This is a genomic window from Nonomuraea sp. NPDC050202, from assembly GCF_040656115.1.
GTDB lineage: Bacteria > Actinomycetota > Actinomycetes > Streptosporangiales > Streptosporangiaceae > Nonomuraea.
Map to the genome: position 1 here is coordinate 91648 of NZ_JBFALF010000035.1, position 25306 is coordinate 116953.

26 protein-coding genes and 1 pseudogene are annotated in these 25306 nt (G+C 72.9%); 16 read left to right on the forward strand and 11 right to left on the reverse strand.

Going from position 1 to position 25306, the window contains the following annotated elements; all coding sequences use genetic code 11:
* The first annotated feature begins 40 nt into the window (after positions 1 to 40).
* Genes AB0I79_RS49985 through AB0I79_RS49995 form a run of 3 tightly spaced genes read left to right on the forward strand, consistent with a single transcriptional unit; the run spans position 41 to position 2380 of the window.
* The gene (locus AB0I79_RS49985; RefSeq protein WP_357889752.1) at positions 41 to 658 is read left to right on the forward strand and encodes a DedA family protein; all 618 of its coding nucleotides are present in this window, start codon (positions 41 to 43) and stop codon (positions 656 to 658) included.
* Positions 642 to 1745: a histidine kinase gene (locus AB0I79_RS49990; RefSeq protein ID WP_357889755.1), complete on the forward strand. Its 1104-nt coding sequence runs from the start codon at positions 642 to 644 to the stop codon at positions 1743 to 1745. The genes AB0I79_RS49985 and AB0I79_RS49990 overlap by 17 nt, the downstream gene beginning before the upstream one ends.
* A complete protein-coding gene (locus tag AB0I79_RS49995; RefSeq protein ID WP_357889758.1) occupies positions 1736 to 2380 on the forward strand; it encodes a response regulator transcription factor in 645 nt (214 codons plus the stop codon). Before AB0I79_RS49990 ends, AB0I79_RS49995 begins: the two co-directional genes overlap by 10 nt.
* An 8-nt stretch (positions 2381 to 2388) precedes the next feature.
* Here AB0I79_RS49995 and AB0I79_RS50000 read toward each other — a convergent pair whose 3' ends face one another.
* Positions 2389 to 3372, reverse strand: coding sequence for a S66 peptidase family protein (locus AB0I79_RS50000; protein WP_357889761.1), 984 nt, complete (start codon positions 3370 to 3372; stop codon positions 2389 to 2391).
* A gap of 131 nt (positions 3373 to 3503) precedes the next feature.
* On the opposite strand from AB0I79_RS50000, the gene AB0I79_RS50005 reads away from it, so the two are divergent.
* From AB0I79_RS50005 to AB0I79_RS50020, 4 genes are all read left to right on the forward strand, one after another.
* On the forward strand, positions 3504 to 4049 hold the full coding sequence (locus AB0I79_RS50005; RefSeq protein WP_357889764.1) for a dihydrofolate reductase family protein: 546 nt from the start codon (positions 3504 to 3506) through the stop codon (positions 4047 to 4049).
* A gap of 2 nt (positions 4050 to 4051) precedes the next feature.
* Positions 4052 to 4453 (forward strand): hypothetical protein, encoded by a 402-nt coding sequence (locus AB0I79_RS50010; RefSeq protein WP_357889767.1) that lies wholly within the window; start codon positions 4052 to 4054, stop codon positions 4451 to 4453.
* A gap of 94 nt (positions 4454 to 4547) precedes the next feature.
* The gene (locus AB0I79_RS50015; RefSeq protein WP_357889770.1) at positions 4548 to 5366 is read left to right on the forward strand and encodes a methyltransferase domain-containing protein; all 819 of its coding nucleotides are present in this window, start codon (positions 4548 to 4550) and stop codon (positions 5364 to 5366) included.
* A 150-nt stretch (positions 5367 to 5516) separates the two neighbouring features.
* Positions 5517 to 6500: a BtrH N-terminal domain-containing protein gene (locus AB0I79_RS50020; RefSeq protein WP_357889773.1), complete on the forward strand. Its 984-nt coding sequence runs from the start codon at positions 5517 to 5519 to the stop codon at positions 6498 to 6500.
* A 77-nt stretch (positions 6501 to 6577) separates the two neighbouring features.
* Here the strand turns inward: AB0I79_RS50020 and AB0I79_RS50025 are convergent, their stop codons facing one another.
* Positions 6578 to 7303 (reverse strand): SDR family NAD(P)-dependent oxidoreductase, encoded by a 726-nt coding sequence (locus AB0I79_RS50025; RefSeq protein ID WP_357889776.1) that lies wholly within the window; start codon positions 7301 to 7303, stop codon positions 6578 to 6580.
* A gap of 386 nt (positions 7304 to 7689) precedes the next feature.
* On the opposite strand from AB0I79_RS50025, the gene AB0I79_RS50030 reads away from it, so the two are divergent.
* From AB0I79_RS50030 to AB0I79_RS50040, 3 genes are all read left to right on the forward strand, one after another.
* Positions 7690 to 8115 carry an SRPBCC family protein gene (locus AB0I79_RS50030; protein ID WP_357889779.1) on the forward strand — a complete coding sequence of 142 codons (426 nt, stop codon included), beginning with the start codon at positions 7690 to 7692 and terminating at the stop codon, positions 8113 to 8115.
* Between the two features lie 92 nt (positions 8116 to 8207).
* Entirely contained in the window at positions 8208 to 8729 is a 522-nt protein-coding gene (locus AB0I79_RS50035) for a sigma-70 family RNA polymerase sigma factor (RefSeq protein ID WP_357889782.1), read from the forward strand.
* Positions 8726 to 9217, forward strand: a complete 492-nt coding sequence (locus tag AB0I79_RS50040) for a hypothetical protein (protein WP_357889785.1) — start codon at positions 8726 to 8728, stop codon at positions 9215 to 9217. The genes AB0I79_RS50035 and AB0I79_RS50040 overlap by 4 nt, the downstream gene beginning before the upstream one ends.
* Before the next feature lie 25 nt (positions 9218 to 9242).
* On the opposite strand, the gene AB0I79_RS50045 is transcribed toward AB0I79_RS50040, so the two are convergent.
* The gene (locus tag AB0I79_RS50045; RefSeq protein WP_357889788.1) at positions 9243 to 9950 is read right to left on the reverse strand and encodes a hypothetical protein; all 708 of its coding nucleotides are present in this window, start codon (positions 9948 to 9950) and stop codon (positions 9243 to 9245) included.
* A 69-nt stretch (positions 9951 to 10019) separates the two neighbouring features.
* Here AB0I79_RS50045 and AB0I79_RS50050 point away from each other — a divergent pair, with 69 nt between their 5' ends.
* Positions 10020 to 10892, forward strand: coding sequence for a LysR family transcriptional regulator (locus AB0I79_RS50050; protein WP_357889791.1), 873 nt, complete (start codon positions 10020 to 10022; stop codon positions 10890 to 10892).
* Between the two features lie 124 nt (positions 10893 to 11016).
* Complete coding sequence (locus tag AB0I79_RS50055) at positions 11017 to 11979, forward strand: peptidoglycan DD-metalloendopeptidase family protein (RefSeq protein WP_357889794.1); 963 nt, start codon at positions 11017 to 11019, stop codon at positions 11977 to 11979.
* Positions 11980 to 12007: 28 nt separating this feature from the next.
* Here AB0I79_RS50055 and AB0I79_RS50060 read toward each other — a convergent pair whose 3' ends face one another.
* The 4 genes from AB0I79_RS50060 to AB0I79_RS50075 all read right to left on the reverse strand — a co-directional run bounded on the left by AB0I79_RS50060 (position 12008) and on the right by AB0I79_RS50075 (position 16272).
* Positions 12008 to 13339 carry a serine hydrolase domain-containing protein gene (locus tag AB0I79_RS50060; protein WP_357889798.1) on the reverse strand — a complete coding sequence of 444 codons (1332 nt, stop codon included), beginning with the start codon at positions 13337 to 13339 and terminating at the stop codon, positions 12008 to 12010.
* A gap of 18 nt (positions 13340 to 13357) precedes the next feature.
* Positions 13358 to 14911, reverse strand: coding sequence for a hypothetical protein (locus AB0I79_RS50065; RefSeq protein ID WP_357889800.1), 1554 nt, complete (start codon positions 14909 to 14911; stop codon positions 13358 to 13360).
* A gap of 20 nt (positions 14912 to 14931) precedes the next feature.
* On the reverse strand, positions 14932 to 15927 hold the full coding sequence (locus tag AB0I79_RS50070; RefSeq protein ID WP_357889802.1) for a hypothetical protein: 996 nt from the start codon (positions 15925 to 15927) through the stop codon (positions 14932 to 14934).
* 159 nt (positions 15928 to 16086) lie between these two features.
* On the reverse strand, positions 16087 to 16272 hold the full coding sequence (locus tag AB0I79_RS50075) for a DUF4236 domain-containing protein (protein WP_357889804.1): 186 nt from the start codon (positions 16270 to 16272) through the stop codon (positions 16087 to 16089).
* A gap of 176 nt (positions 16273 to 16448) precedes the next feature.
* Between AB0I79_RS50075 and AB0I79_RS50080 the strand changes: the two genes are divergently transcribed.
* The 4 genes and pseudogenes from AB0I79_RS50080 to AB0I79_RS50095 form a co-directional block, all read left to right on the forward strand.
* Entirely contained in the window at positions 16449 to 18662 is a 2214-nt protein-coding gene (locus AB0I79_RS50080; protein ID WP_357889806.1) for an ATP-dependent RecD-like DNA helicase, read from the forward strand.
* Positions 18663 to 18817: 155 nt separating this feature from the next.
* Positions 18818 to 20014, forward strand: coding sequence for an Ig-like domain-containing protein (locus AB0I79_RS50085; protein ID WP_357889809.1), 1197 nt, complete (start codon positions 18818 to 18820; stop codon positions 20012 to 20014).
* The gene (locus AB0I79_RS50090) at positions 20011 to 20556 is read left to right on the forward strand and encodes a GNAT family N-acetyltransferase (protein WP_357889811.1); all 546 of its coding nucleotides are present in this window, start codon (positions 20011 to 20013) and stop codon (positions 20554 to 20556) included. Before AB0I79_RS50085 ends, AB0I79_RS50090 begins: the two co-directional genes overlap by 4 nt.
* A 108-nt stretch (positions 20557 to 20664) precedes the next feature.
* A pseudogene (locus AB0I79_RS50095) lies at positions 20665 to 20904 on the forward strand (VOC family protein); the annotation flags it as partial.
* Between the two features lie 24 nt (positions 20905 to 20928).
* On the opposite strand, the gene AB0I79_RS50100 reads toward AB0I79_RS50095, so the two are convergent.
* The 4 genes from AB0I79_RS50100 to AB0I79_RS50115 form a co-directional block, all read right to left on the reverse strand.
* A complete protein-coding gene (locus tag AB0I79_RS50100; protein WP_357889814.1) occupies positions 20929 to 22083 on the reverse strand; it encodes an alpha/beta hydrolase in 1155 nt (384 codons plus the stop codon).
* A 12-nt stretch (positions 22084 to 22095) separates the two neighbouring features.
* Entirely contained in the window at positions 22096 to 23559 is a 1464-nt protein-coding gene (locus AB0I79_RS50105; RefSeq protein WP_357889817.1) for a S41 family peptidase, read from the reverse strand.
* Positions 23556 to 24632 carry an ABC transporter permease gene (locus AB0I79_RS50110; RefSeq protein ID WP_357889820.1) on the reverse strand — a complete coding sequence of 359 codons (1077 nt, stop codon included), beginning with the start codon at positions 24630 to 24632 and terminating at the stop codon, positions 23556 to 23558. Before AB0I79_RS50110 ends, AB0I79_RS50105 begins: the two co-directional genes overlap by 4 nt.
* Positions 24629 to 25306: ATP-binding cassette domain-containing protein (locus tag AB0I79_RS50115; protein WP_357889823.1), on the reverse strand; the 678-nt coding region annotated here is incomplete at its 5' end. The genes AB0I79_RS50110 and AB0I79_RS50115, both read right to left, overlap by 4 nt.

The window sequence follows — 25306 nt, forward strand, 5'->3', positions numbered from 1 at the left end:
CCATTCCGCGTTTTTCCAGATCTTCCATAGCCTTGATCTCATGACTGACTGGCTGATCGGACTGATGGAGAGCCTTGGTGCCGTGGGGGCGGGGCTGGCCATCGCACTGGAGAACTTGTTCCCGCCCCTACCCAGCGAGGTGATCCTGCCGCTGGCCGGTTTCACCGCGAGCAAGGGGAACATGGACCTGATCGATGTCCTGGTGTGCACGACGCTGGGCTCGGTGGTCGGCGCGCTGGCGCTGTACGCGGTGGGGGCCCTGCTGGGCCGCGAGCGGACACTGGCCATCGCGGCCAAGCTCCCCCTGGTCAAGATCGCCGACATCGAGAAGACCGAGGCGTTCTTCCAGCGCCACGGCCGCAAGGCCGTGTTCTTCGGCCGGATGATCCCCATCTTCCGGAGCCTCATCTCCGTCCCCGCCGGCGTGGAGCGGATGCCGCTGCCGACGTTCACGCTGCTCACCACGGCCGGCAGCCTCATCTGGAACTCCGTCTTCGTGCTGGCCGGCTATCGCCTGGGCGAGAGCTGGCACCTGGTGGAGACCTACGCCGGCATCGGCAGCAAGGTCGTGCTCGGCCTGGTCGGCCTCGCGGTCGTCATCTTCGTCGTGGTCCGGCTGACCGAGCGCGCCAAGGGCAGGCATGCGAGCGGCCGCTGAGGGTTTGCGCCTGGGCGGCGCGGTGGTCCTGGGCGCCGTCACGGCGCTCGCCGAGCTGGTGTTCCTGCTGCTCACGCTGCCGTTCCTGGGCAATCCCAACGTGCGGGCCGCCGCCCGGCGGCTGGCCCGGCTGGAGGCCCGCCGCCTGCGCCTGGACCTGAGCGAGCTGGACGCGCTGGCGGACGGGCGGGGCAGGCGGGCGAGCAGGTACCTGGCCACGCGGGTGCCGGTCGGCATTCTGGGCGGCCTGGTGATCCTGCTGCTGGGGTTCGGGCTGTCGATCACGGTGCAGCTCGCGGCCGCTTGGGGGCGGGGCGAGCCGTTCGACAAGATGGTGCCCTCGGTGCCGCTGGTGACCTACCTCGGTGTCACCGGGTTCGTGGCGCTGTTCCTGGTGCTGTCGGGCCTGGTCGGCGTGCACGCGCTGGAGCGCATGCTGGCCAGGCGGATGCTCGGCCCCGACCCCACGCAGGCGCTGCAGCGCCGGATCGCCGAGCTGGCCGAGAGCCGGGCCGGCATCGTGGCAGCGGTCGACTCCGAGCGGCGCAGGATCGAGCGTGACCTGCACGACGGGCTGCAGCAGCGGCTGGTCGCGCTGTCGATGCTGATCGGCCGGTCCCTGCGCGGCCGGACCGAGCTGATGCAGCAGGCGCACCAGGAGGCTCAGCAGGCGCTCGCGGAGCTGCGCGAGGTGGCCTGGCGGGTCTACCCGAGCGGGCTGGACTCGCTCGGGCTGGGCGAGGCGCTGGCGGGGGTGGCGGAACGCTCCAGCGTCCCGGTCAAGGTAGATTGCCGGCTGCGGGAGCGGCCGCCGATGGCGGTGGAGACGGCGGCGTACTTCGTGGTCTGCGAGGCGGTGACGAACGCGGCCAAGCACGCCGGCGCCACGCTCATCACGGTCGAGGTGCAGGAGGAGGAGTCGGCGGTGGTCGTACGGGTGCGCGACGACGGCTCGGGAGGCGCGCAGGCGTCTGGAGGCGGCCTTTCGGGGCTGGCCAGGCGGGTGGCGGCGCTCGACGGCCGGTTCGAGGTGACCAGCCCGGCGGGCGGGCCCACGACGATCACGGCGGTGCTGCCGTGCGGGTGATCCTCGCCGAGGACTCCACGCTGCTGCGCGAGGGCCTGGTGCGCCTGCTCCTGGAGGAGGGTCACGAGGTGCCCGCGGCCGTCAGCGACGGCCAGGCGCTCGTGGCCGCCGTGGACGAGCACCGCCCCGACATCGTCGTGGTGGACGTCCGCATGCCGCCCACCCACACCGACGAGGGGCTGCGGGCTGCGCTGGAGATCCGGCGCCGCTGGCCGGACATCAAGGTGCTGGTCCTGTCGCAGTACGTGGAGAAGCGCTACGCCACCGAGCTGATGAGCTCCGACGTCGAAGGCGTCGGTTACCTGCTGAAGGACCGCGTCGGGCAGGTCGGCGACTTCCTCGACGCGCTGGAGCGGGTCGCCGCGGGCGGCGCGGCGTTCGACCCCGAGGTGGTGCGGCAGCTCCTGGCCCGCACCACGCAGGTGGACCCGCTGGCCCGGCTGACGGCGCGCGAGCGCGAGGTGCTGGAGCGGATGGCGCAGGGGCTGACCAACGCCTCGATCGCCCAGGAGCTGCACGTGTCGCAGAGCGCCGTGGAGAAGCACGTCAACTCCCTGTTCGACAAGCTGAACCTGTCGCACACCACCGGATACAGCCGCCGCGTGCTGGCAGTGCTGCACTTCCTGGAGTCCTGACCCGGGCGTCAGTGGCGGCGCAGGGTGAGGCTCGCCTCGCCGCCACCGACCGCGAGCCCGGCCAGGCCGCCGATCGGGACGGTCGCCAGGGGATAGGTGTGGCCGACGTCGAGGTTGGCCAGCACCGGCACCCCCTCCAGCGACGGCTGGGTGGCGATGATCTGCTCCAGCAGCGGGCGCGTCATGCGGGTCGCCTTCTGGAAACGCCCGACGACCAGCCCGCGTACCCCGGCGGCGTCGGGCTGTTGCAGCAGCGACGTCAGGTTGCGGGCGAAGATCGCCGGGTGCGACTCGAAGTCGTCCTCCAGCAGGAGGATCGCGCCGTCGAGTGACGGCATGTAGGCGGTGCCCTGGAGCAGGTTCAGGGTGGAGAGGTTGCCGCCGACGAGGCGCCCCTCGGCGGCGCCGGGCCGCAGCCGCCACCAGCCCTCGTTGGGGATGAGCTCGCGCTTGTCCTGGTCGAGGAACCACAGGTCGTCGCTCCAGGCGTCGGCGGGCGCGAGGGCGAGCGGAGCCGAGCCGAACATGACGTCGGTGAACCAGTGCAGCGTCTGCTCGAAGTGATCGCGCATCCCGAACGTCGACCAGTGCGGCCCCGAGTAGGTCACCAGCCCGGTGCGGGCGAGGATCGCGTTCTGCAGGGCGCTGATGTCGGAGTAGCCGCACAGGATCTTGGGGTTGGCGCGGATCAGCTCCCAGTCCAGGTACGGCAGGAGCTCGTTGCTGTTGTAACCCCCGATGACCGTGAGGATCGCCGCGACCGACGGGTCGGCGAAGGCGTCGTGCAGGTCGGCGACCCGGGAGGCGACGGAGGAGGAGTCGAGGGCGTCGCGCTCGTCGACGTGGCGGCCGTAGGTGAGCGTGAGGCCGAGCTCGGCGAAGCGGGCTTCGATGAGGCCGGTGTGGTCGTGCTCGGTCACCATCGCGCGCGATCGCGCCGGGGCCACGACGCGGACCGCATCGCCCCTGGTCAGCTTGCGGGGAAAGGTCATGCCCACGGACCCTATCGAGCCTTCGGCCCGCTTCTCACCCGCATTTCGCCACCGACCAACTCACTTGCCTTGACAATTCTTTTTGTCGGTGGAACGCTGGAGCCACCTCGGAGAACAAGGAGCCGAAACTCATGAGAAAGATCGTCGCGGGGCTGTTCATCTCGCTCGACGGCGTCGTCGAGGCGCCCGAGACCTGGCACTTCCCGTACCTCAACGACGAGATGGGCCAGGCGGTCGCCGCCCAGATGCAGGCCGCGGACGCCCTGCTGCTCGGCCGGCACACCTACGACGCCTTCGCCGCCCACTGGCCGCACCAGGACGCCACCAAGGACCCCATGGCCGCCACCCTGAACGCGGCACCCAAGTACGTCGTCTCCACCACCCTGACCACCCCCACCTGGGCGAACACCACCGTCATCGCCGGCGAGCCGCGCAAGGAGCTGATCCGGCTCAAGGAGGCCCCCGGCAAGGACATCGGCATGAGCGGCAGCCCTACCCTGGTGACGTGGCTGTTGCGCGAGGGCCTGCTCGACGAGCTCAACCTGCTGGTGCACCCCATCGTGCTCGGCCGCGGCCGCCGCCTGTTCGACGAGGGCATCGGGCAGATCCCCCTGACGCTCACCAGATCCGCCACCTTCAGCACCGGCGTGCTGAACCTGACCTACACGAGGGCCTGACCATGCCTGCCAAGACCGTCGCCGAGAAACTGCTCGTCAAGCCGGGCACCGCCGTGTGGACCTCCGAGGACACCCACTGCCCGCTGGTGGAGCCGCTGCCCGACAGCGCCCGCCACGCCGGCCACCTGAAAGAGGCGGACGTGGCAGTCTTCTTCGCCGCCGACGCGGCCGCCGCCCGCCGGCTCCTCGACGAGCACCGCGCCCTGCTCACCGAGCCCGCCATCGTCTGGGTGGCCTACCCCAAGGGCAACAAGTCGGACATCAACCGCGACACGCTCTGGCCGATCGTCGGCGAGTACGGCCTGCGCCCCAACGGCCAGGTGGCGGTGGACGAGACTTGGTCGGCACTGCGCTTCCGGCCGCTGAAGGAGGGCGAGCCCCCGTTCACCGGCGGGCGCGGCTGAGCCGCCCCGGGACGTCTTGCCCCTCCCGCCCAGACCTGCGACACTCCGGCCAGATCCGGCCGTCACCGCCGGAGCACGCCAGCGAGGAGGGCCGATGAACGCGGCCACTGGGCACACCCACGACCCGGCCACCCCGTACGCCTTCGACAACGACGCGCCTCACGCCGACGAGCTGCTCGGCTCGCTGGGCGAGATGTGCGACGAGTTCACCACGGCCAGGCTCGAACGCCTCGGCGTCGCCGAGGGCGCCCGCTGTCTGGAGGTGGGCGCCGGCGCGGGCACGATCGCCGCCTGGCTCGCCGACCGCGTCGGCCCGCAGGGCGAGGTGATCGCCACCGACGTCAAACCCCAGCACGTACGCCCCCACCCCCGGCTCACGGTCATGCGCCACAACGTGGCCGTCGATGCGATGCCGGCGGGCAGCTTCGACCTCATCCACGCGCGGGCCGTGCTGCAGCACCTGCCGCAGCGCCGCGAGGTGCTGGCCCGGCTGGCGGGCTCACTCGCCCCCGGCGGGGTGCTGCTGGTGGAGGAGCTGGAGGCGCGCTGGGCCGCTGCCGTGCTCGACACCCCCGACCCGCGCGCCCACGAGGTGTTCGCCGCCTACGAGCGCGGCATCCGCGCCGTCCTGCGGGCCAACGGCAACGACCCCTCCTGGGGCCGCCAGGTGCACGCCGCCATGGCCGCGTCCGGCCTGACGCGGGTCGAGACCGAGGCGTGGCAGCGTTCCTGGCGCGGCGGCACCGGCGTCGGCCTGCTGGCGCACTTCGGCAGCAGGGAGCTGGCACCCCAGCTCGTCCAGGCCGGCATGGCCGCCGAGGACCTGCGGCTCATCGCCGAGCTCTCCCTCGATCCGCGCCTGGTGATGCTCGGCATCCCGCTGCTGTCCACCTCCGGCGTGCGCGCGGAGTGAGCGGCTGCCGCGCACCTCCCTCCCGGCTCGAGCGCGCCCAGGCGAGGAAGGCCGGGCCCGGACGGGAGAGCGTTCCCCTGGACTCTCCCCCCGGGGGAGGCCTCATGCTGGTCCATCATGAAAGTGCCAGGGACAGGGGAGAGCGGACGCATGACCATCGTGCAGGGCATCGAGGCCCGCGGCATGCAGCACTGCGAGACGACGGCGCTGGGCGTGTTGTTGCGGCACGAGGGCCTCGATCTGTCCGAGCCCCTGCTGTTCGGGCTCGGCTCGGGGCTGTCGTTCGTCTACTGGGACAGCAAGGGCATGCCGTTCCCCTTCCTGGGCGGCCGCGTCAAGCCTTTCGAGCTCACCAGGAACCTGGCCGGCAGGCTGGGGCTGACGCTGGCGGTCGCGGAGACCACCTCACCGCGCAAGGCGTGGCAGAACGTGGCCACCCCCCTCGACGCGGGCCGGCCGGTCGGCCTGCAGCTCGACTCCTTCCACCTGGACTATTTCCGGTCCAAGGTGCACTTCGGCGGTCACGTCGTGGCCATGTACGGCTACGACGAGCACCACGCCTACCTGGTGGACACCGACCAGCAGGGAGGCACGGTGCGCACCAGCCGGGAAGGCCTGGCCAGGGCGCGGGCCGAACGAGGCCCGATGACCGCCAGGAACCGATCCTTCACCCTCACCCTGCCGGCGCGCCCGCCCGCCTGGCAGGACCAGCTCATCCCCGCCATCAGGGACTGCGCCGAGGCCTTCCTGTCCGCCCCCATCGCGAACCTGGGCCACCGCGGCATCGCCAAGGCCGGCAAGCAGGTGCCCGGCTGGCTGCGGCGCGCCGGCGAGCCGGGGCAGGACCTGCCGCAGGCCGCCCTCCTGATGGAACGGGGCGGCACCGGCGGCGCCCTGTTCCGGGCCCTGTACCGCGACTTCCTCGACGAGTGCGCCCGGCTGATCGACGACGACGGCCTGCGCACAGGTCACCGGCTGTACGCCGAGGCCGCCGTCCTGTGGACGGAGGTGTCCACCCTGATCGCCAAGGCCGGCGAGAGCGGCGACGCGGACTGCCTGGAGCGGGCCGGCGCCGTCCTCAACGAGCTGTCGCGCATCGAGCACGACGCCATGCAGGTGCTGCGCACGCTGTAGCCCGGACGACGGCCGACACCGAGCCGGCCGGGGATCGACGCGGGGACGGCCGGGGCCCGGCCGGGGCCGCTTCACCTTCACAGCGCGGTGCCGGTCTCCTCGGCCAGCGTCTGCAGGAGGCGGTCCTGGAAGGCCTCGTCGTGGACGGCGCGGTGCGGCTGCAGCCGCCGGCGGTGGTACCAGTACCCGCCGCTGGTCAGAGCCTCGGGTTCGTCGCTGGAGGCGAGCCATTCCTGCGTCTGGTGGCCGAGTTCGAGATCGTCAGGCGCGTCGGGTCCGCCCATCCTGGTCGGCACCCAGCCCGGATCGACGGCGTTGCTCAGCAGCCCGGGCCGCAGCCGCGCCACCGCGGCCGCGAGTGTGGTGACGAACAGCTTGCTGTCGGCGTACGAGCCCGCGCTGCGGCCCCGCCAGTCGACCCCGGCGAGCGAGGGACGGCCCTCGAAATGCGAGCTGCTGCTCAGGTACACCAGCCGGCGTGGCCCCCGCAGCAGGGCCGTGAGCAGGTACGGTGCGACGATGTTGACCGGCATGACCGCCCGTCCGCTCCACACGCCGGCGTTGTGGACGACCGCGTCCAGCGGCTGGGTGTCGTTCAGCTCCGTGGCGATGCGCCGTACGGCATCACGCTCGGTGAAGTCGCCCACCACGACGTGCGCCCCTCGCCCGGCCAGCGCGTCCAGGCCCGCTGCGCGCTCCCGGTTGCGGGCGTGCACCACCACGTCGTGCCCCGCGGACAACAACGCATCCGCCGCGGCACGCCCCAGGCCGTCCGCGGAACCCGTCACCAGAATCCGGCTCACTTTCACACCGTCCTGTCCCTCGTTCGCGGGACCCGGCCGCAATACCCGCTGCTCCACACCGGCTCTGACCGCCGCCGAAGGCGACCCCCGTACCCGACCCCCGTGCCCGACCGGCGAAGCCGGACGTGTCGCGGCCGACGAGGGCGGCACGCTGCCGGAACCACCCCCCGGCACAGGCAGCCTGTGCTCAGGGTCGTGCCCCCTCCTGCCTCCACCACGCGCCATCAACACCCTTCCGGTGCCTGGAGCGGGCGAGCTCGTCGGGCACGCCGGGTTCGTCCAGCCCGATCACGAGCAGGTACTTCGTGGGAGCCGGGGACAGCCAGCGGGTCCGGCCGTTCCCGGGCGAAGATGTCGGTGAGGGATCTGACGAGGGGAGCATCCTGGTGAAACCCGTGTACGCGGCCGCCGCCGTGCACGTGCCGGCGCCGCCGGAGCAGGTGTTCGCGGTGATGACCGACTGGCCCCGGCATCAGGAGTGGATGCTCCTGACCACCGCCCGGAGGGTGGGCGAGGACGGGCTGGAGGCGTACACGGGGGTGCAGCCGTTCGGCATCCTCGACACGATGACGATCACCCACTGGGAGCCGCCGGCGCTGGTGCGCGTCACGCACACCGGCCGCGTCGTGCGCGGCCGCGGCGCCTTCAGCGTCCGCCCGGAGCGGGGCGGCAGCCGGGTGATCTGGGCCGAGGAGCTGGAGCTGCCGTTCGGCGCGCTGGGCAGGGCCGCCTGGCCGCTGGCCCGCCCGTTCGCCGTCGCGCTGGCCCGCCACTGCCTGCGCCGGCTCGCCAGGCTCGTGCCGCCTGCCTGAACGCGTGAACCCGTGAACCCGTGGAGTCTGGCGTCCGGACCGTGAACCCGAGGGGCCTGCCGCCCGACTGTGCAGGGTGACGGGAGGACGAGATGACCGATGAGCTGCTGGTGGTCCGCGCCCAGCTGGGCGAGCGGGCGGCACTGGCCGAGCTGGTGGCCCGCTGGCGGGTGCCGGTGTGGACGTACGTGCGGCGCATGCTGGACGCCGAGCGGGCCGACGACGTGAGCCAGGAGATCTGGCTGGCGGTGGTGCGCGGCCTGCCCCGGCTGCGGGAGCCGGACCGGTTCGCGCCCTGGCTGTTCACCATCGCGCGCCGCTCGGTCACCGACCGGCTGCGCGGCCAGTACGCCCGCGAGCCCGAGACGCTCACAGCCGGCGAGGCCGCCGCCGGGGACCCGGTGGAGGCCATGGTGGACCGCGCCGAGCTGATCAGCGCTCTGGCGCGGCTGCCGGTGCCGGAGCGGGAGGTGCTCGTCCTGTACTACCTGGAGGACCTTTCGGTGGAGGACTGCGCGCAGATCTGCCAGGTCCCGGCCGGGACGATCAAGTCGCGGCTCAGCCGGGCCCGCCGTCTGCTGCGGGCCCATCTGGAGGAGGGAGATCGGTCATGAACGAACGTGAGGAGCCGCGCCTGTCCGCGCGGGAGATGATCGAGCGGCTGGAGCCGTCGCTGGGGGTCGGCCGGCGGGTGCGGGCGGTGGCGGCGCTGGTGGCCGGGCTGGCGGGGGCGATGTTCGTGGCCGCGCTGTGGTGGAGCGAGCCCGGCCCGCTGCCGGGCCGCACGCAGGCGGCCTTCGCGCTGTTCACCGTGTTCTGCCTGGCCTGGGCGGGTTACGGGGGCTGGCTGGTGCGGCGGCGGGTGCCGCTGTTCGCCACGGACCGGGTGATCGCCGCCTGGATCGGCCTGGCCGCCTCCGCCGCCACCACCGTCCTGGCGGTCGTGGCCGCCGTCCAGCGCGGCGCCGCCGTTCCCTGGCCGGTTCTGGCGGTCGGCGGGTTGTTCGTCGCGGCGGCGCTGGCGCTGGTCGTCCGCGCCCACGGCCGGCGGGCGGCGCTGCTGCGGCGGCTGCGCGAGCTGGGCGGCGAGCGGGAACGGTGACGGCGAGAGGGCCGGCACACAAGGGTCAGCCCACGGGCGCGGGCAGGTCGCGGCCCGTCTGGCGGCGGGCGACGGCCGAGGCGAACGCCGAGATCACCGGATGCGGCCGCCGCCCGTCCCCGGCCAGCTCGGGCTGGAACAACGTGCCCAGGAAGAACGGATGCCCGGGCAGCTCGGCCACCCGCGCCGTCCCGTCGTCGGCGTGCCCGGAGAAGACCATCCCGTGCCCGGCCAGCGTCTGCTTGTAGTCCTCGTTGAGCCCGTAGGAGCAGATGTAGGACTCCATCGTCGAAGGCGCCCCGACGATCTGCTCGATCCGGGTGCCGGGCACCAGCCGCACCCGCCCTTCGTGCCCGGCCAGCGAGCACGCCAGCGGCGTCAGCAGGAGGTCCGCCGCGCCCGGCTCGTTCTCGGCGTGCGCGACGGGCAGCCCGCACACGTGCCGGGCGAACTCCAGCAGCATGTGCTGGAACCCCGCGCACGTGCCCAGGAACGGGATCTCCCGCTCCCGCGCCACCCGCACGGCCTCCACCGCGCCCGCCTCGTCACGGTACGGGCTGCCGGGCACCAGCCAGATCCCGTCGAACCCGGCCACCCCGCTCACGTCGTCGGTGGGCATCCAGTACGCGTCCAGCACGATCCCGTCCCGCTCGCGCAGCGCCTCCATCAGCAGCGGGATCCGGGCGTGGGAACGGACACCGGGGGAGCGATCCCCCACAAGAGCGATTCTCATGGCACCATCGTGACCGGCGCCCCCGTTAAGCGCCAACGATGATTCCTGCTCACCAGATAAGCAACGCTGATGGACCCGCACCTGCTGACCACGTTCGTGACCGTCGCCCGGCACGGCTCGTTCTCCGCCGCCGCCTCCGAGCTCGGCTACACCCAGTCGGCGATCTCCCAGCAGATCGCCGCCCTCGAGGCCGACCTGGGGCTGCCGCTGCTGCGCCGCCGCCCGGTCGAGCCCACTCCGGCGGGGCGCCGGCTGCTGGAGCACGCCGAGCCGCTGCTGCTGCGCCTGCGCGCCGCCCGCGCCGACGTGCTGCGCGCCGCCGCCGAGCCCCGCCACCTGCTGCGCCTGGCCGCCACCCCGCTGGCCGTCAACCCGGCCGTGGCCGCCCGCCTGGCCGGGGCCCGCGCCCGCCTGCCGCGCCTGGAGGTGGCCCTGAGCACCTGCCGGCCCGACCGGCTGGCGGCCCTGGTCGCCGAGGGCCACGCCGACCTGGGCCTGGCCGGGGGGATCGCCGCCCCGAGCGACCCGCTGCGGCTGCCCGACGCCGGCCCCATGACGACGGCGGGCGTGACGGAGGAGAGCCTGGTCGTGGTGCTGCCGCCCGGCCATCCCCTGGCGGGGCGGGCGTCGCTGCGGCTGGCGGACCTGGTCGACGCCCGCTGGCTGCAGACCCCGCTGTGCCCGCTGGCCCGGCTGCGGGACCTGGTGGGCGACGGGTTCCCGGCGGGCCTGGAGTACGAGGGGGACGACGTGCACACCGTCCTCACCCTGGCGGCGGCCGGCCACGGCCTGACCCTCCTGCCCGCCTCGGCCGTGCCCGCCGGCGGCGGGGTGCACGCGGTGCCGGTGGCGGCGCCCCGGCTGGTGCACCGGGTGGAGCTGCTGCACGCCGCCCTGCCCCCGGGCGCGGCCGCCGACCTGGCCGCCGCCCTCACCGGCTGACCGCAGGAAAGGCCTGGAGCGTTACATAAAAGACTGATCTATGTAGATATCTTTCATTCGCGCCGTCGCGTTGGTTGACTACTTTCACCTCTGCTTCCCCTCAACCCCCCGGAGGGAACAGCTCGTGAAAATCATCACTCGCTTATCGGCCACCGTCGTGGCGGCCTGCCTGGCCCTGCTCGGGCCCGTCACCCCCGCGGCGGCCGCGACCATCACGGTCGACAACGCCACCGCCGGGCAGTTCACCGCCAGTGCCGGCTGGGGCACCTCGGCCTGGTCCGCGCAACGGTACGGCGCCGACTACCGGTTCGCGACCCCCGACACCACCGCCAGCGACGTCGCCTGGTTCAAGGCGTCGATCCCCGCGGCCGGCCCCCACCTGGTCGAGATCTGGTATCCGGCCGACCCCGGCTACAACAGCGCAGCCCCGTTCATGGTCGCCACCGCCGACGGGACCCGCAGCGTCCTCGTCGACCAGCGCACCAACGGCGGCCGCTGGGTCAGCCTCGGCACGTTCACCCTGGCCGCGGGCGACTACAACGTCGTCGGCGTCAGCCGCTGGACCAGCCAGCCCGGCTACGTCGTCGCCGACGCCGTCCGGATCACCACCTCCACCGGAACCCCGTCCTTCTCCCTGCCCCTGCCGCGCACCGCACTGCCGCGCAGCGAGTACGACGACCCCCACCACGACTACCCCGCGATCGACCTCCCGGTCGGCACCGGCACCCCCGCGTACGCGGTGCGCGCCGGCACGGTGACGGTCATCGACGACAGCCTGTGCGGCCGCGGCATCAACCTGACCGGGACCGACGGCGCCATCTACACCTACTGCCACTTCTCCTCGTGGTCGGTCTCCAACGGCGCGTCGGTCGGCGCCGGGCAGCAGATCGGGCTGACCGGCAACACCGGCAACTCGACCGGCCCGCACCTGCACTTCGGCATCCGCACCGGCAGCACCCGCCGCTGCCCGCAGAACTTCCTGCTGGCCCTCTACGACGGCGTCACGCCGCCGGCGGCGAGCAGCCTGCCCACCACGGGCTGCTCCTACGCCACCCGCTCGGCGGAGCCGGTCATCCCGCTCGGCTGAGACCCGGCGGCCCGGCCGGGCAGGGCTTTCAGGCGTGCCAGTCGCCTGCCCCGCCCGGCACGGGCGCGTCCGGGTCGTAGGGCGTGCGGGTGAAGATGAAGGTGTTGAGGTCGAGATGGTCGGCCGCCACGCGCAGCGTCTCCCCGGCGTAGTAGCCGTCCAGCCCCAGCCACGTCCCGTCGTCCTGCGGCACGAACCGCGAGGCCCGACCGGCCCCGCCGACCGGCTCCAGCGACAGCCCGCGCTCGGGCAGCAGCCGCAGCGTGTACGCCTTGGGCCCCCAGTGCCACAGCCCGGTCAGCGCGAGCAGGTCCGGGTCGGCGGCGACGGGCCGCCACTCGTCGGGCAGGCGCGGCTCGTACCGGTCGAGGATGTCGAGCAGGTCGGTCAGCAGGGTGCCGCTCATGCCGCTGGTGGTGTTGGCCAGGAACAGCGCCCCGACGCCGTCGGCGGCGTCGGTCCACACGGTGGCCAGGAAGCCGGGCATCGAGCCGGTGTGGCCGGCCAGGCGGCGCCCGCCGATCCTGGCCAGCTGCAGCCCCAGGCCGAAGCCGCCGGTCCAGGCGTCGCCGTCGTCGACGCCGATCGGCTCGCGCATCTCGGCGAGGGTGCCGGGGCACAGCACGCCGCCGGTCTCGCCGCCCAGGAACGCCGCCCAGCGGGCCAGGTCGTGCGCGGTGGACCACAGTTGCCCGGCCGGGCCCATGGCGTCGGCGTCGTGCTCGGGCTCGGCCAGCACCACGTCGGCCCACGGGTGCACGGCGTAGCCGGTGGCGTGCGGGGCGCGGGGGCGGGCGGTGGTGGCGTGCATGCCGAGCGGGTCGAGCACCTCGGCGCGCAGCGCCTTGAGCCAGGTGGTGCCGCGCAGGCGGGCCACCAGCTCGCCGAGCACGGCGAAGCCGACGTTGGAGTAGTGGAAGCGCCGGCCGGGCCGGTGCTTGAGCTCGCCGGGCCCGAGCCGCTCCAGCAGGTCGCCGGCGGGGATGCCGGGGGTGCGCTCCCACCAGGCGGTGGGCGGCTCGGCGGTCAGGCCGGCGGTGTGCGACAGCAGCTGGGCGATGGTCAGGTGGCCCAGCCGGGTGCCCGGCAGGTGCCGTTCGAGCGGGTCGGTCAGGTCGAGCGCGCCCTCGTCGCGCAGCCGCATCACCACGACCGCGACCATGCTCTTGGTGATCGAGCCGATGCGGTACTGCGTGGCGGCGGTCGGCGCGGCGCCGTCCACGCTGCCGCGCCCGGCGAACCACGCCGGCCGCCCGTCGCGGACGATGGCCGCCGTCAGCGACGGGATCCTGCATTCGGCCTGCTCGACGGCGAGCCTGCGCAGCAGTGCGCGCGCCGCCTCATGTCCCACCTGCGTCATGGGCGACAAGGGTAGCGCTCAGATCGGGATCAGCCGTGGCCCGATGAGCTCGCCCTGGTGGGGCTGGGGGTGATCCTGGTCGTGGAAGTAGTGGCCGGCGTACCAGACGACGACGTTGGCGCCGTTGATGTTCTCGCCGTCGAGGAAGCGGTTGATCGCGGCGCGGTTGCGCGGGCCGGGGTTGCCGTCGTCCAGCTCGCGCGGGTGGTGGCGCAGGAACCACAGGTCGGACACGCCGTAGGCGTCGGCGGTGCCGTCGAACGGGCCGGGGTGGATCTGCAGGCCGCGGCCGGAGGCCTTGTCGCGTACCTGCCAGTAGCGGGCGGGCGGGCGGCGCCGCCTGGAGGTCTCGCGGATGATCGTGACCGGCTCGGGGATGAGGGAGCCGGTGTCGTCGATCTGCTCGACGACGTCGTTGCCGGCGCCCTCGACGTCGAAGTCGAGCCGCCAGTAGCAGTGGTGGCGGTGCACCAGGCACGTCATCGGGTTGCGGGTGGCGGCGAACCCGAAGCGCGGCAGGATCTCGCCGTCGTCGGCCAGCCGCCAGTCGCTGGCGTAGCGGTACCAGCCGGCCTCCAGCTCGCTGACGATGCGCAGCTGCTCGCCGTCGTGGTGGAAGGCGACGCCCTGGAAGTTGCCGGCGTCGGTGGAGGGTCGTTCCAGGATCGTGCGGGGCGGGCGGGTGCACAGCCGCCATCCCCAGCCGACGGGGTCGCTGCCGGTGGCGCTGAAGCGGGTCTCGAGGTTGACGTCGTCGCGGAAGGTGGTGCCCTCGTCGTACTCGACGTTGAGGATGGGCACGTGCGCCTGCCGCAGGACGAGCCGGCCGCGGTGGCGGACCTGGCGCAGCTCCACGCCACCGCCCAGGCCGGGGCTGCGGGGCGCCGAGGCGCGCGGGCGGACCACCAGCAGGTTCCACAGCTCGGTGCCGCCGCGGTGGACGCGCACCCGCACCTGGTCGGGGCCGCCGCGGTCGGCCAGCGCGTCCACGCCGACCGGGACGCTGTCCTCGCAGTCGTGGTGCATGCGCACGTTGACGCCGGCGGGCGTCCAGTCGACCGAGCGGGCCGCCAGGTCGACGGCCACGACGCGGTGCCGCAGCCCGGTGGGCTCGCCCGGCGTGTACAGGCCGAGGGTGGGGCGGCGCACGGTGGTGCCGTCGGGGTTCTCGGCGTCGGCCAGGGACGGCATGGGCCGGTAGACGACGACGTCGTCCCCGGCGGGGAAGCGGGGGTCGGCGCGCAGGATCGCCGCGGCGGCGACGAGCTCCTCGCGGCTGGGCGGCGGGCGGTAGGAGCTGGGCCGCAGCTCGGCGCGTTCGGGACGGTCGAGGGTGCCGCGCAGTTCGACGGCGCGGTTGCCGACCGGGTCGAACACGGTGGCCTGGAACGGGGCGTTGTCGCCCGGGTCGTGGCCCAGCGCGGGCGCGAAGGCGACGGTGAGGCGATCGGGGTCGGCGACCTCCAGCACGGCCAGCGCCTCGGGGTGCTCGGCCACGGCCTGGCGCAGCCGCTGCTCGCTGAGCCCGGTGCGGGGGACGGCCTCGAGCGTGACGCGTACGTCGTCGGTCATGCTGGACTCCTTTGCGGGGGTCAGCGGGAGGGGGCGCGGTCGAAGGCGTCGAGGATGAGCCGGGTGGCGTCCAGGTCGCGGGCGGTGGCCCCGAGCCAGGGCACCTCGATGGGGCCGGGCCAGGTGTGCCCGCCTCCGTCGATCGTGTACAGGCGCAGTGTGGTGCCACCCGGGCAGGATTTCCAGTCACGCACCCGTATCCGCGCCGACAGGGTGTCCGGCGGGGTGTCCGGCAGGGTGGTGGTGGTGCGGCCGGAGCAGCCGAGCAGCCTCGCCCAGCCGGCCGCCGCGTCCTCGACGGGGTCGAGCACGACCAGGTCGGCGAGCGTGCGCAGCTCGCCGGTGGCGTCCTGGAAGGGGTGTCCGCCGCGGTAGGGGACGATGCGGTCGGCGGTGCCGTGGAAGGCCACGACGGTGGTGGGGGGCGGCCGCTGCTCGCAGGGGCGCACGATGTTGAGCCCGGCGACGGCGGCCACGCCGCTCAGGCGGCCGTCCAGCGCGCAGGCCAGCGCGGTGGCCATCGCGGCGCCGTAGGACAGGCCGGCGGCGAACTCGCGCCGGTCGTCGGCGCACAGGCCCCGCTCGAGGTGGTCGAGCAGGGCGGTCAGGAAGGCGGTGTCGTCGGGTCCGGCGGTGTGCGGCAGCGTCCAGCCCATGCGGCCCTCGGCGGCCTGCGGGGTGGCGACGATGTAGCCGCGGCGCGAGCCCTCTTCCGGCAGGCGGCTGTAGGCGGCCTGCTGGGCGGCGGTGGAGCCGAGGCCGTGCAGGTCGAGCAGGACGGGGTGGGGGCCGTCGCCGTCGGGCAGCGACAGCAGGAAGCGGCGTTCGAGCTCGCCGGAGCGCAGCCGGTGGGTGCCGGGTTCCAGGGGGTGCGCGGCCTGGCAGCCGCTGGAGCCCGCCTGCGCCGCGGAGGTCCGCGCGGCGGGGTCCTGGGGGCCTTCGGGCGGGGGCGGGGCGCCGCCGCAGCGGGCGGCCAGCAGCAGGGCCGCCAGGAGCAGGGTCGCGCGTGTGGGCATCGCCGTCGTGCCTCCCGCCGCCGCAGGAACTGTAGGCAGTGTCTGTAGGCAGTGTGCTGGACGGCGGGGCCGCGCGCGAGCCCCCGTGCCGCGCGACGGGGCACGGGGGCTGGGCTCGCGGGGTGGGCTCGCGGGGTGGGCTCGCGGGCTGGATGTGCCTCAGCGGCGGGCGCGGGTCTTGCGCCAGGTGAAGCCGCCGGGCAGGTTGACCGACACCGTACGGCGGCCGTCGGCGCCGCGCGTCACCCGGAACAGCCGGTTGCCCCAGCTGTGGCCGACGCCGCGGTTGGACAGGTTCAGCCGGAACGGCCCGATCTTGATCGACTTCCGGTAGCTCACGCCCATATCGCTTTCCTCCGTTGAGTTCGCGGAAAGCCTTCGACTACCCGAACGAAGCGCGATATATCGGGTTCCTTAATGCGGAGGTCAACTCCGCCTGGTACAGCTCGCCGGCTCACGCGGCCCGACGATGTCGCCCGCGCCTGCTCTAATGTGGCCACGAGCACAGAGAAGGGGCATGCGTGAAGCCTGGCGCGGAGGGTCCACCCGCTTCCATCATCGACGGGGTTCTCGAACGCATCACCTATGCGAACGAGGAGACGGGCTACACGATCGCCCGCGTCGCCACCGAACGCTCCGGTGCCGACCTGCTGACCGTCGTCGGCCCCCTGCTCGGCGCCCAGGTCGGCGAGTCGCTGCGGATGCGTGGCCGCTGGACCTCCCACCCGCGCTACGGCCGCCAGTTCGAGGTGTGGTCCTACAGCACCGTGCTGCCCGCCACCGTGCAGGGCATCCGCCGCTACCTCGGCTCCGGCCTGATCAAGGGCATCGGCCCCAAGATGGCCGAGCGCATCGTCGACCACTTCGGCACCGACACCCTGGACGTCATCGAGCAGCACCCCGAGCGCCTGGTCGAGGTGCCCGGGCTCGGCCCCAAGCGGACGAAGATGATCGCCGCCGCCTGGGAGGAGCAGAAGATCATCAAGGAGGTGATGATCTTCCTGCAGGGGGTGGGCGTGTCCACCTCCATCGCCGTGCGCATCTTCAAGCAGTACGGCGACACGTCCATCTCCGTCGTCAAGGGCCAGCCGTACAAGCTGGCCGACGACGTGTGGGGCATCGGCTTCAAGACCGCCGACACCATCGCCCAGGCCGTCGGCATCCCGCACGACAGCCCCGAACGCGTCAAGGCCGGCCTGCGCTACACCCTGTCGCAGGCCGCCGACGACGGCCACTGCTACCTGCCCGCCCCCAACCTGGTCGCCGACGCCGTCAAGATCCTCGACGTTCCCGCCCCGCTGGTCACCACCTGCCTGGAGGAGCTCGTCGCCGACGAGGGCGTCGTCCGCGAGACGATCCCCGCCGGAGACAACGACGTCCCGGCCGTCTACCTGCCGCCCTTCCACCGCGCCGAGACCGCCCTGGCCGGCGGGCTGCTCACGCTGCTGCGCAACGGCCACGACCGGCTCAAGGCCTTCGCCGACGTCGACTGGGAGCGCGCCGAGGCCTGGCTGCACGGCCAGACCGGCGCCGAGCTGGCCACCGAGCAGCGCCAGGCCGTCCGCCTGGCCCTCACCGAGAAGGTCGCCGTCCTGACCGGCGGGCCCGGCTGCGGCAAGAGCTTCACCGTGCGCTCCATCGTGCTGCTGGCCCGCGCCAAACGCGCCAGGGTCATCCTGGCCGCCCCCACCGGCCGCGCCGCCAAGCGCCTGGCGGAGCTGACCGGCCACGAGGCCACCACCGTGCACCGCCTGCTGCAGCTGCGCCCCGGCGGGGAGGCCACCTTCGACCGCGACAACCCCCTGGACGCCGACCTGGTCGTCGTCGACGAGGCCTCCATGCTCGACCTGCTGCTGGCCAACAAGCTGGTCAAGGCTGTGGCCCCCGGCGCGCACCTGCTGTTCGTCGGCGACGTGGACCAGCTGCCGTCCGTGGGCGCCGGCGAGGTGCTGAAGGACCTCCTGGCCGCCGGGGACATCCCGCGCGTGCGCCTGACCCAGATCTTCCGCCAGGCGCAGGAGTCGGGCGTCGTCGTCAACGCCCACCGGGTCAACACCGGCCGCCACCCCGTCCTGGAGGGCATGAAGGACTTCTTCCTGTTCCCCTGCGAGGAGCCCGAGGAGATCGCTGAGCTCACCGTGGACGTCGTCGCCCGCCGCATCCCGCGCCGCTTCCGCCTCGACCCGCGCCGCGACGTCCAGGTGCTGGCCCCCATGCACCGCGGCGCCGCCGGCGCCGGCGCCCTCAACATCGCCCTGCAGGAGGCGCTCACGCCCGCCCGCGAGGGCATGCCGGAGCGGCGGTACGGCGGCCGCGTCTTCCGTGTCGGCGACAAGGTCACCCAGCTGCGCAACAACTACGACAAGGGCGCGGCCGGGGTGTTCAACGGCACCGTCGGCATCGTCACCGACATCCGCCCCGACGAGCACAAGCTCACCGTCCTGACCGACGAGGACGAGGCGGTCGACTACGCCTTCGACGAGCTCGACGAGCTCGCCCACGCCTACGCCGTGTCCATCCACCGCTCCCAGGGCAGCGAATACCCGGCCGTCGTCATCCCCCTGGCCACCAGCGCCTGGATGATGCTGCAGCGCAACCTGCTCTACACCGCCATCACGCGGGCCAAGAAGCTCGTGGTCATCGTGGGCTCGCGCCGCGCGCTGGCGCAGGCCGTCCGCACCAAGGGGGCGGGCCGCCGGCACACCGGCCTGACCCACCGCCTGACACGCCGCTGACCGGGACGCTGACGGAAGGCGCCGGCAGGCCGCCACCCACTTCCGCTAGAAGTAATTGAAATGTGATCGAACTCTCCCAAAGGATTCCGCGTCTTACATGCGGGAGCATTAAGGTTTTTGGGGTGCCATTGTGGTGCCGTGGGGAGAGGACAGAGTTGAACGTTGCGCCTGCTTGGAGGAGACCCGCCACCGCACTCGCGCTGCTCGCGGCGGCAGCCCTGACGGCCTCATGCTCCAGCGCCCCCACCGCGCAACCACCCGACGCCTCCGAGGCGACCACCACCGCCACCCCCCAGGCCCCCACCGTCAAGATCACCCCCGACGAGGGCGCCACCAAGGTCAGCCCCGAGAAGAAGGTGGTCGTGGCCGCCGCCGGCGCGCCGCTCGACAACGTCACCGTCGAAGCCGGCGGCGAACAGCTCGAAGGCAAGTTCAACGCCGACAAGACCCGCTGGGTGTCCAAGACCGCGCTGAAGCCGTCCACCAGCTACAACGTCTCGGCCACCGCCGGCGTCACCACCGCCACCAGCACCTTCACCACCGCCAAGCCCGAACGCGCGCTGCAGGTCGCCGACGTCACCCCCAACGCCAAGGGCGAGACCCTCGGCGTCGGCGCCCCCATCATCGTCACCTTCAACCAGCCCGTCACCAGCAAGGCGACCATCGAGCGCGCCCTGGAGGTCGAGGCGGAAAAGCCCGTCGAGGGCGCCTGGCGCTGGATCAACGACACCGTCGTCATCTACCGCACCGCCAAGTACTGGCCCGCCCACCAGAAGGTCACCTTCAACGCCAACATCACCGGCATCAAGGGCGGCAAGGGGCTGTACGGGGTCAAGGACTACACCGCCAACCTCAAGATCGGCGCCAAGCAGATCAGCAAGGTCGACACGCGCAAGAAGATGATGTACGTCTACAAGGACGGCAAACGCGTCCAGACCATGCGCATCAGCGCCGGCATGGCCACCACCCGCGAATACACCACCACCTCGGGCGTGCACCTCACCATGGAACGCGGCAACCCCGTCCGCATGATCTCCCCGGGCCGCAAGAAGGGCGACCCCGGCTACTATGACGTCATGATCAACCACGCCGTGCGCATCTCCAACTCCGGCGAGTACGTCCACGCCAAGGACAACGTCTGGGCCCAGGGCGTGCGCAACGTCAGCCACGGCTGCATCAACGCCCGCCCCGACCAGGCCAGGTGGTTCTACGACAACGTGCAGCGCGGCGACGTCGTCGACATCACCGGCACCGACCGGGCGCTGGAGTGGAACAACGGCTGGGGATACTGGCAGATGCCGTTCTCCCAGTGGAAGAAGGGCAGCGCCCTGAACAAGAGCAGCAAGTCGTGACCCCCGGCCCCGCCACCCCGCCCCGGCCTGCCACCATCCGGCCTGCCACCATCCGGCCTGCCCGGGAGGAGGACGTGCCCGCCGTCCTGGCCATGTTCGACTCGGCCGTCACCTGGCTCACCGCCCAGGGCCGTACCGGCCAGTGGGGCACCCGGCCCTTCACCGGCGACGCCAAGCGCACCGAGCAGGTCGCCTCCTGGCTGGCCGGCGGCGGCATGCGCATCGCCGAGCACGACGGCGAGCCCGCCGGCTGCATCTCCGTCGGCCCCGCCCACGACTACGTCACCCCGGCGGCCGAGCCGGAGCTGTACGTGCAGGCTCTGGTCACCGGCCGCCGCCACGCCGGCCACGGCATCGGCCGCGCCCTGCTCGACTGGGCTGCCGGCGAAGCCCGCGACCGGGGCGTCCACCTGCTGCGCGTCGACTGCTACGCCGGCCACGACGGCCGCCTGGTGGCCTACTACGAGAGCTGCGGCTTCACCCGCGTCGCCCCCTTCACCGTGGGGGAGTGGCCCGGCATGCTCCTGCAACGCCGCCTGTGAGAGATGCCGTCGAACCAGACGACCAGTACGATGATCTTGTGGAGCCGGTTCAGCAGAAGGAGTCGTTGCCCGCATGGTTTCGGTAGTGCAGAACGTGGCGATCGACCGCAGGGGCCGCTGCTGCACTTCAACCAGGTGCCGGAGCCCAAGACGGTCAAGAACCGGTTCCACCTCTGCCTGCGTCCGGAGACCTCGCGGGAAGAGGAGGTCGGCCGGCTGCTGGGACTGGGCGCCACCTTCGTCGCCGACCGCCGTAACGCCGATGGCACGGGCTGGGCCGTTCTCGCCGACCCGGAGGGTAACGAGTTCTGTGTCCTGCGCGGTGCGGCCGAGCGGGCCGCGACCTGATCCTTTTCGCCGCATCGCCGGGCCTCAGGATGGGGCGCAGGCGGCGGGGCAGAACCTGGCCTCAGGGTAGCGCGAGGACGGCTTGTCCAGCAGGGGCTGCCGCCGCGACTTCAGGTGCTCATCGAGGAAGGCCGCCACGTAGGTGCGGGTGAGCTCGGCGGCGCGCGCCGCGGGCAGGACGCCGGCGGTGGGGGTGATGCCGAGGGCGTCGGACAGGAGCGGGGTGTCGGTGAAGGACTGGTGTTCGGCGCCCGACAGCACGATCCAGCGTTTCCATCCGGTGAGCAGCTTCCAGTCGCGGTCCCACGTGGGGGCGGGACCTCCGGAGACGTGCTGCGCCGAGCCCAGGAACATGAACGGCCGGGAGAAGCCGCTTTTGGGGATCCGGGCGTAGGCGGTGCCGTCCATGTCGATCCCGGCCCGGACGCGGGGATCTTCGAGCATGGTCGCCATGGCGCTGGACCCGCCGATCGACTGGCCGGCCATGGCGATGCGGGAGCGGTCGATCCGGCCGGAACCGTCCCACTTCGCGGGCAGCTGGTCGAGCACGAACGAGACGTCTGCGGCCCGGCCCTGAACCAGCCCCGCGCCGAAGCCGGGATCGGAGTTGCTGTCGCAGGCGAGGCATCCGGCGATGCGCCCGCCGGGGAGGGTGGTGGCGTAGCTCTCGTAGGTGTGGTCGATGCCGGCCACGACGTAGCCGCGGCTGGCCAGGTCCTCGGCCAGGGAGGTGAGGGTGCTCATCGGCTTGGTGAAGCCGGGAGACAGCACCACCAGCGGAAGTGCCTTGCCCGCGGGTTCGGCGTCGAGGATGGCGTTCGTCCGGGTCTTGCTCAGCGTGTCGTACGGCGCGCCCGCGATCCCGGTGCCTCTCATGAGGAGCTCGGATTCCTTGGGCGTCATGTACGCGGCGCGCTGCCCGTCGCGCTGCTCGGTCGGGTACCACAGGGTGACCTTGAGCTCTCTGGCTTCGGCGTCGGGGTTCCAGGGGTCGGGGCGGGAGGTGTCCTTGAGATGGAGGACGGTGGTGCCGACCGGGTGCGGGCCGGTGGGGGCGGGCAGGGTGGCGGGGCCGGCCGGCGTGGGTGAGACGGCGGCGGCTCTGGGCGGGGTGGGTGCGGAGCAAGCGGGCGTGGCGAGGAGCGCCAGCCCCGCGGTGACCGCCAGGAGGTGTCTCATCGGGAGGTCCCTTCACTCGTGCAGCAGGGTCAGGGCCTTGGCCAGGGCGGGGTCGCGCCCGGCGGCCGCGTCCGCGGGGGTCAGCGGCACGTGGTGGTCGGGTGGCACGCCGATCCGGTCGATGACCTCGCGGTCCGGGCCCAGGTGGTGTCCGGCGGGCAGGCGCAGGATGGTGTTGTTCGCGAGCAGGTACGGCTGCGCCGGCCCGGAGATCAGGCCGGCGGTTCTGGTGCCGACCAGCAGGCCGGCTCGCAGATCCTTGACCGCGGAGCTGAAGTGCTCGCACGCCGAGGCGCAGCCGCGGTCGGTGAGGACCACCAGCGGCAGGCCGAGCAGTGCGACGGTGTCGTCGGTCCGCAGGCTCGTGCAGGTGTCGCCGGCGGTGCAGTGATAGGCGGTGATCTTGCCGTGGGCGAACGCGCTCAGCAGCCGGGTCGCTTCCGTGATGCTGCCACCGCTGCCACCGCTGCCACCGCTGCTGCCGTCGCTGTTGCCGCTGTTGCCGCGCAGGTCGAGCACGACGCCGGACAGTGTCCGGTTCTGGCGCAGCCTGGTGATCGCCCGCAGGATCCGGTCCGCGGAGTCGGGCAGGAAGCCGGTCACCCGTACGTAGGCGAGGTCGTCGCCCAGCAGCTTCGACCGCACCACCTGCAGGGCGGCCAGGTCCTGCTGGTAGAGGCCGGGCTGGAGCGTCACGCTCCAGCGGCGGCCGGTGCTCTGCCGCAGGAGCCGCAGCCGGACCGGGCGCGCCTGCGGGTACCGCTGGTAGAGGGCGGCGATCGCGGGAGTGGCCTTGGGGCCGGTGAAGGGCGCCGAGCCGTTGATCGATTCGATGACGTCGCCGGGGCGCAGTCCGGCGGCCCGCGCCGCGCCGCCCCGCACAGTGGTGACGAACAGCGGCGGTACGGCGGCGTCGAGGTCGCCGTCGGCCTGCGACGCGCTGACGTTCGCCTCCAGGCCCAGGCCGTAGCCGTCGCCGTCGTGGTAGTCCGGCGGCTGCTCGGCGTCGTGCGCCCAGGAGGCGTGGTGGTCGAGGGCGGCCACGATGGCTTCGAGGGTGGCGACGGCGAGGTCGTCGCGCAGGCCGGGCACCTGATCGGTGATCTTCCGGTAGGCGGTTTCGAAGGCGGCCCAGTCGGCTTTCCGGTCGCCGTTCAGTGCCGGCGCGGCCGCCTCGGGCAGGTCGCGTCCGTTGCGGTTGAGCTCCTGGGTCATGGCGGCGAATCCGGCGGTCAGCAGGGGGCGGGCGTCCAGCGTGGCGCCGCCGTAGTAGTGGCCCAGGATGCAGAAGTACGCCTGCTCGATGACGTCGATCGTGGTGGCCGTCTCCTTGCCGGGGGTGCCTCTGGGCGGCGCGCAGACCGTGCCGGTCGCCGTGCTCGTCTCGCCGCGCGGCGGCGCCGGCGCCGTGCAGGCCGTCATGAGCAGGGCCGCCAGGAGGAGGGCGATCCTGGCGCCTGTCGTGACGGCGGTCATGACAGGCCTGTCCGCATCCGCCGGAAGCAGAGCCAGGTGAGGGCGAGGGTGAGCAGGGCGTAGATCCCGGTTTCGATCCATTGGAAGGGCCAGAAGCGCTCGAGGGGCTGGTAGGTCGCCTGCTGCCGGTAGCCGAGCCGGTTGATCTCGGCGATGCACGCGTCGGTGCCCAGTCCCCCCGTGGGTGCGCAGGGTCCCGACGTCGTGGAGACCGGGACGGACCGCGCGATCGTCGAGGACGGCCCCGAGGCTCCATCGCCGCCGCCGACGACGCGCCCGGACGGATCGACCAGGTCGCTGGACAGGACCCAGGCTCCCGCGTGGCCGGGCACGGCCGACGTGCTCAGGAAGAGGTGCAGGGCTCCGCCCTGCCGGCCTTGCGGCACGACGCCTTCCACGTTCGTCCGGCCGAGCTCGAAGGCCGAGGTGACCGGCGGCATCAGGTGGGGCCGCACCAGCACCGGCATGGCGAGCTGGATCGCGGCGAAGGCGGCCAGGGTGAGGGCCATGGCGGGCAGGGTGCGGCGCACCAGCACGCCCATGGTCACGCCCAGGACGAAGGCGAAGACCGCGTACCCCATCGGGGTGATGCCGCGCGCGCCGAACACCACAGGAGCCATGCGCGCCAGTTCCGGAACGGCCGACTTGTCCAGGGGGCCGGACCACCAGGTCACCGCGAGAGCGAACGCCCCGGCGGCGGTCATGGCGACCAGGCCGGTGAGCGCGAGCTTGACCGCCAGCCAGCGGGCGCGGGTGACGCTCTGGTTCCACACCAGCAGGTGCGTGCCCGCCTCCAGCTCACGGGTGACCAGCGGGGCACCCCAGAAGAGCCCGGCCAGCGCCGGCAGGATCAGCACGGCGAGGGTGAGGGCCAGGAAGGGGATCTGGTGTTCGCCGAAGAACCGGTCGAAGAAGTCGGTGCAGGTGTCGTTCGGGGTGCAGCCGGCGATCCCGGCGGCGTAGCGGGAGGCCAGGCCAGGGCCGGTCGCGGCCAGGGCTATGCCGAGGACGACGAGGACGGCGGCCGTCATCGCGGCCGGGCCGCGGAACTGGCGCCAGGTCAGCCAGATCATCCCCGCACCTCCTGGGTGACGCGCCGGTCCATGTAGGCCAGGACGAGGTCTTCCAGGCCGATACGGCTGACCGTCCAGGCGGGGTCGTGCGTCGGTGCGCCGGCCCGGACCACGAAGGTGCTGTGCCGGTCGGTGTGCCGGGCGGAGACCACGTGCCGGCCGGCGGGCAGCCGGCCGGGATCGCAGCGCGGGCCGGTGAGCCGGTGATGGGTGGCCACCAGTTCGTCGGTCTCTCCGGCGATCTGGACGCGGGAGTCGGCGAGCACGATCAGGTAGTCGCAGACCCGTTCCAGGTCGGAGACCAGGTGGGAGGAGAGCACCACGCTCAGCCGGTGCTCGGCGGCGGCCTCCGTCAGGTGCTGCATGAATTCGTGCCGGGCCAGCGGGTCGAGGGCGGCCGCGGGCTCGTCCAGGATCAGCAGGTCGGGGCGTTTGGCCAGGCCCAGGGTGAGGGCGAGCTGGGCGCGCTGGCCGCCTGACAGCTTGCCCGCCCGGTGTGCGGGGAGGAGGCCGAGCCGTTTGATGCGTTCGTGCGCCAGGCCGTGGTCCCAGCAGGGGTTGAGCCGGGCGCCCAGCCGGAGATGTTCGGCGACGGTCAGGCCGGCGTAGACGGGGGTCCCCTGGGCGACGAATCCGACTTTGACGAGTTGGGCGGGCGTGCTTCCCGGCCGGCC

Bases quoted from the DNA above. Each gene is read 5' to 3' on its own strand.
- AB0I79_RS49985 (WP_357889752.1), top strand. From the start codon at position 41: ATGACTGACTGGCTGATCGGACTGATGGAGAGCCTTGGTGCCGTGGGG.
- AB0I79_RS49990 (WP_357889755.1), top strand. From the start codon at position 642: ATGCGAGCGGCCGCTGAGGGTTTGCGCCTGGGCGGCGCGGTGGTCCTG.
- AB0I79_RS50000 (WP_357889761.1), bottom strand. From the start codon at position 3,372: ATGACCTTTCCCCGCAAGCTGACCAGGGGCGATGCGGTCCGCGTCGTG.
- AB0I79_RS50005 (WP_357889764.1), top strand. From the start codon at position 3,504: ATGAGAAAGATCGTCGCGGGGCTGTTCATCTCGCTCGACGGCGTCGTC.
- AB0I79_RS50010 (WP_357889767.1), top strand. From the start codon at position 4,052: ATGCCTGCCAAGACCGTCGCCGAGAAACTGCTCGTCAAGCCGGGCACC.
- AB0I79_RS50015 (WP_357889770.1), top strand. From the start codon at position 4,548: ATGAACGCGGCCACTGGGCACACCCACGACCCGGCCACCCCGTACGCC.
- AB0I79_RS50020 (WP_357889773.1), top strand. From the start codon at position 5,517: ATGACCATCGTGCAGGGCATCGAGGCCCGCGGCATGCAGCACTGCGAG.
- AB0I79_RS50035 (WP_357889782.1), top strand. From the start codon at position 8,208: ATGACCGATGAGCTGCTGGTGGTCCGCGCCCAGCTGGGCGAGCGGGCG.
- AB0I79_RS50040 (WP_357889785.1), top strand. From the start codon at position 8,726: ATGAACGAACGTGAGGAGCCGCGCCTGTCCGCGCGGGAGATGATCGAG.
- AB0I79_RS50045 (WP_357889788.1), bottom strand. From the start codon at position 9,950: ATGAGAATCGCTCTTGTGGGGGATCGCTCCCCCGGTGTCCGTTCCCAC.
- AB0I79_RS50050 (WP_357889791.1), top strand. From the start codon at position 10,020: ATGGACCCGCACCTGCTGACCACGTTCGTGACCGTCGCCCGGCACGGC.
- AB0I79_RS50060 (WP_357889798.1), bottom strand. From the start codon at position 13,339: ATGACGCAGGTGGGACATGAGGCGGCGCGCGCACTGCTGCGCAGGCTC.
- AB0I79_RS50065 (WP_357889800.1), bottom strand. From the start codon at position 14,911: ATGACCGACGACGTACGCGTCACGCTCGAGGCCGTCCCCCGCACCGGG.
- AB0I79_RS50070 (WP_357889802.1), bottom strand. From the start codon at position 15,927: ATGCCCACACGCGCGACCCTGCTCCTGGCGGCCCTGCTGCTGGCCGCC.
- AB0I79_RS50075 (WP_357889804.1), bottom strand. From the start codon at position 16,272: ATGGGCGTGAGCTACCGGAAGTCGATCAAGATCGGGCCGTTCCGGCTG.
- AB0I79_RS50100 (WP_357889814.1), bottom strand. From the start codon at position 22,083: ATGAGACACCTCCTGGCGGTCACCGCGGGGCTGGCGCTCCTCGCCACG.
- AB0I79_RS50105 (WP_357889817.1), bottom strand. From the start codon at position 23,559: ATGACCGCCGTCACGACAGGCGCCAGGATCGCCCTCCTCCTGGCGGCC.
- AB0I79_RS50110 (WP_357889820.1), bottom strand. From the start codon at position 24,632: ATGATCTGGCTGACCTGGCGCCAGTTCCGCGGCCCGGCCGCGATGACG.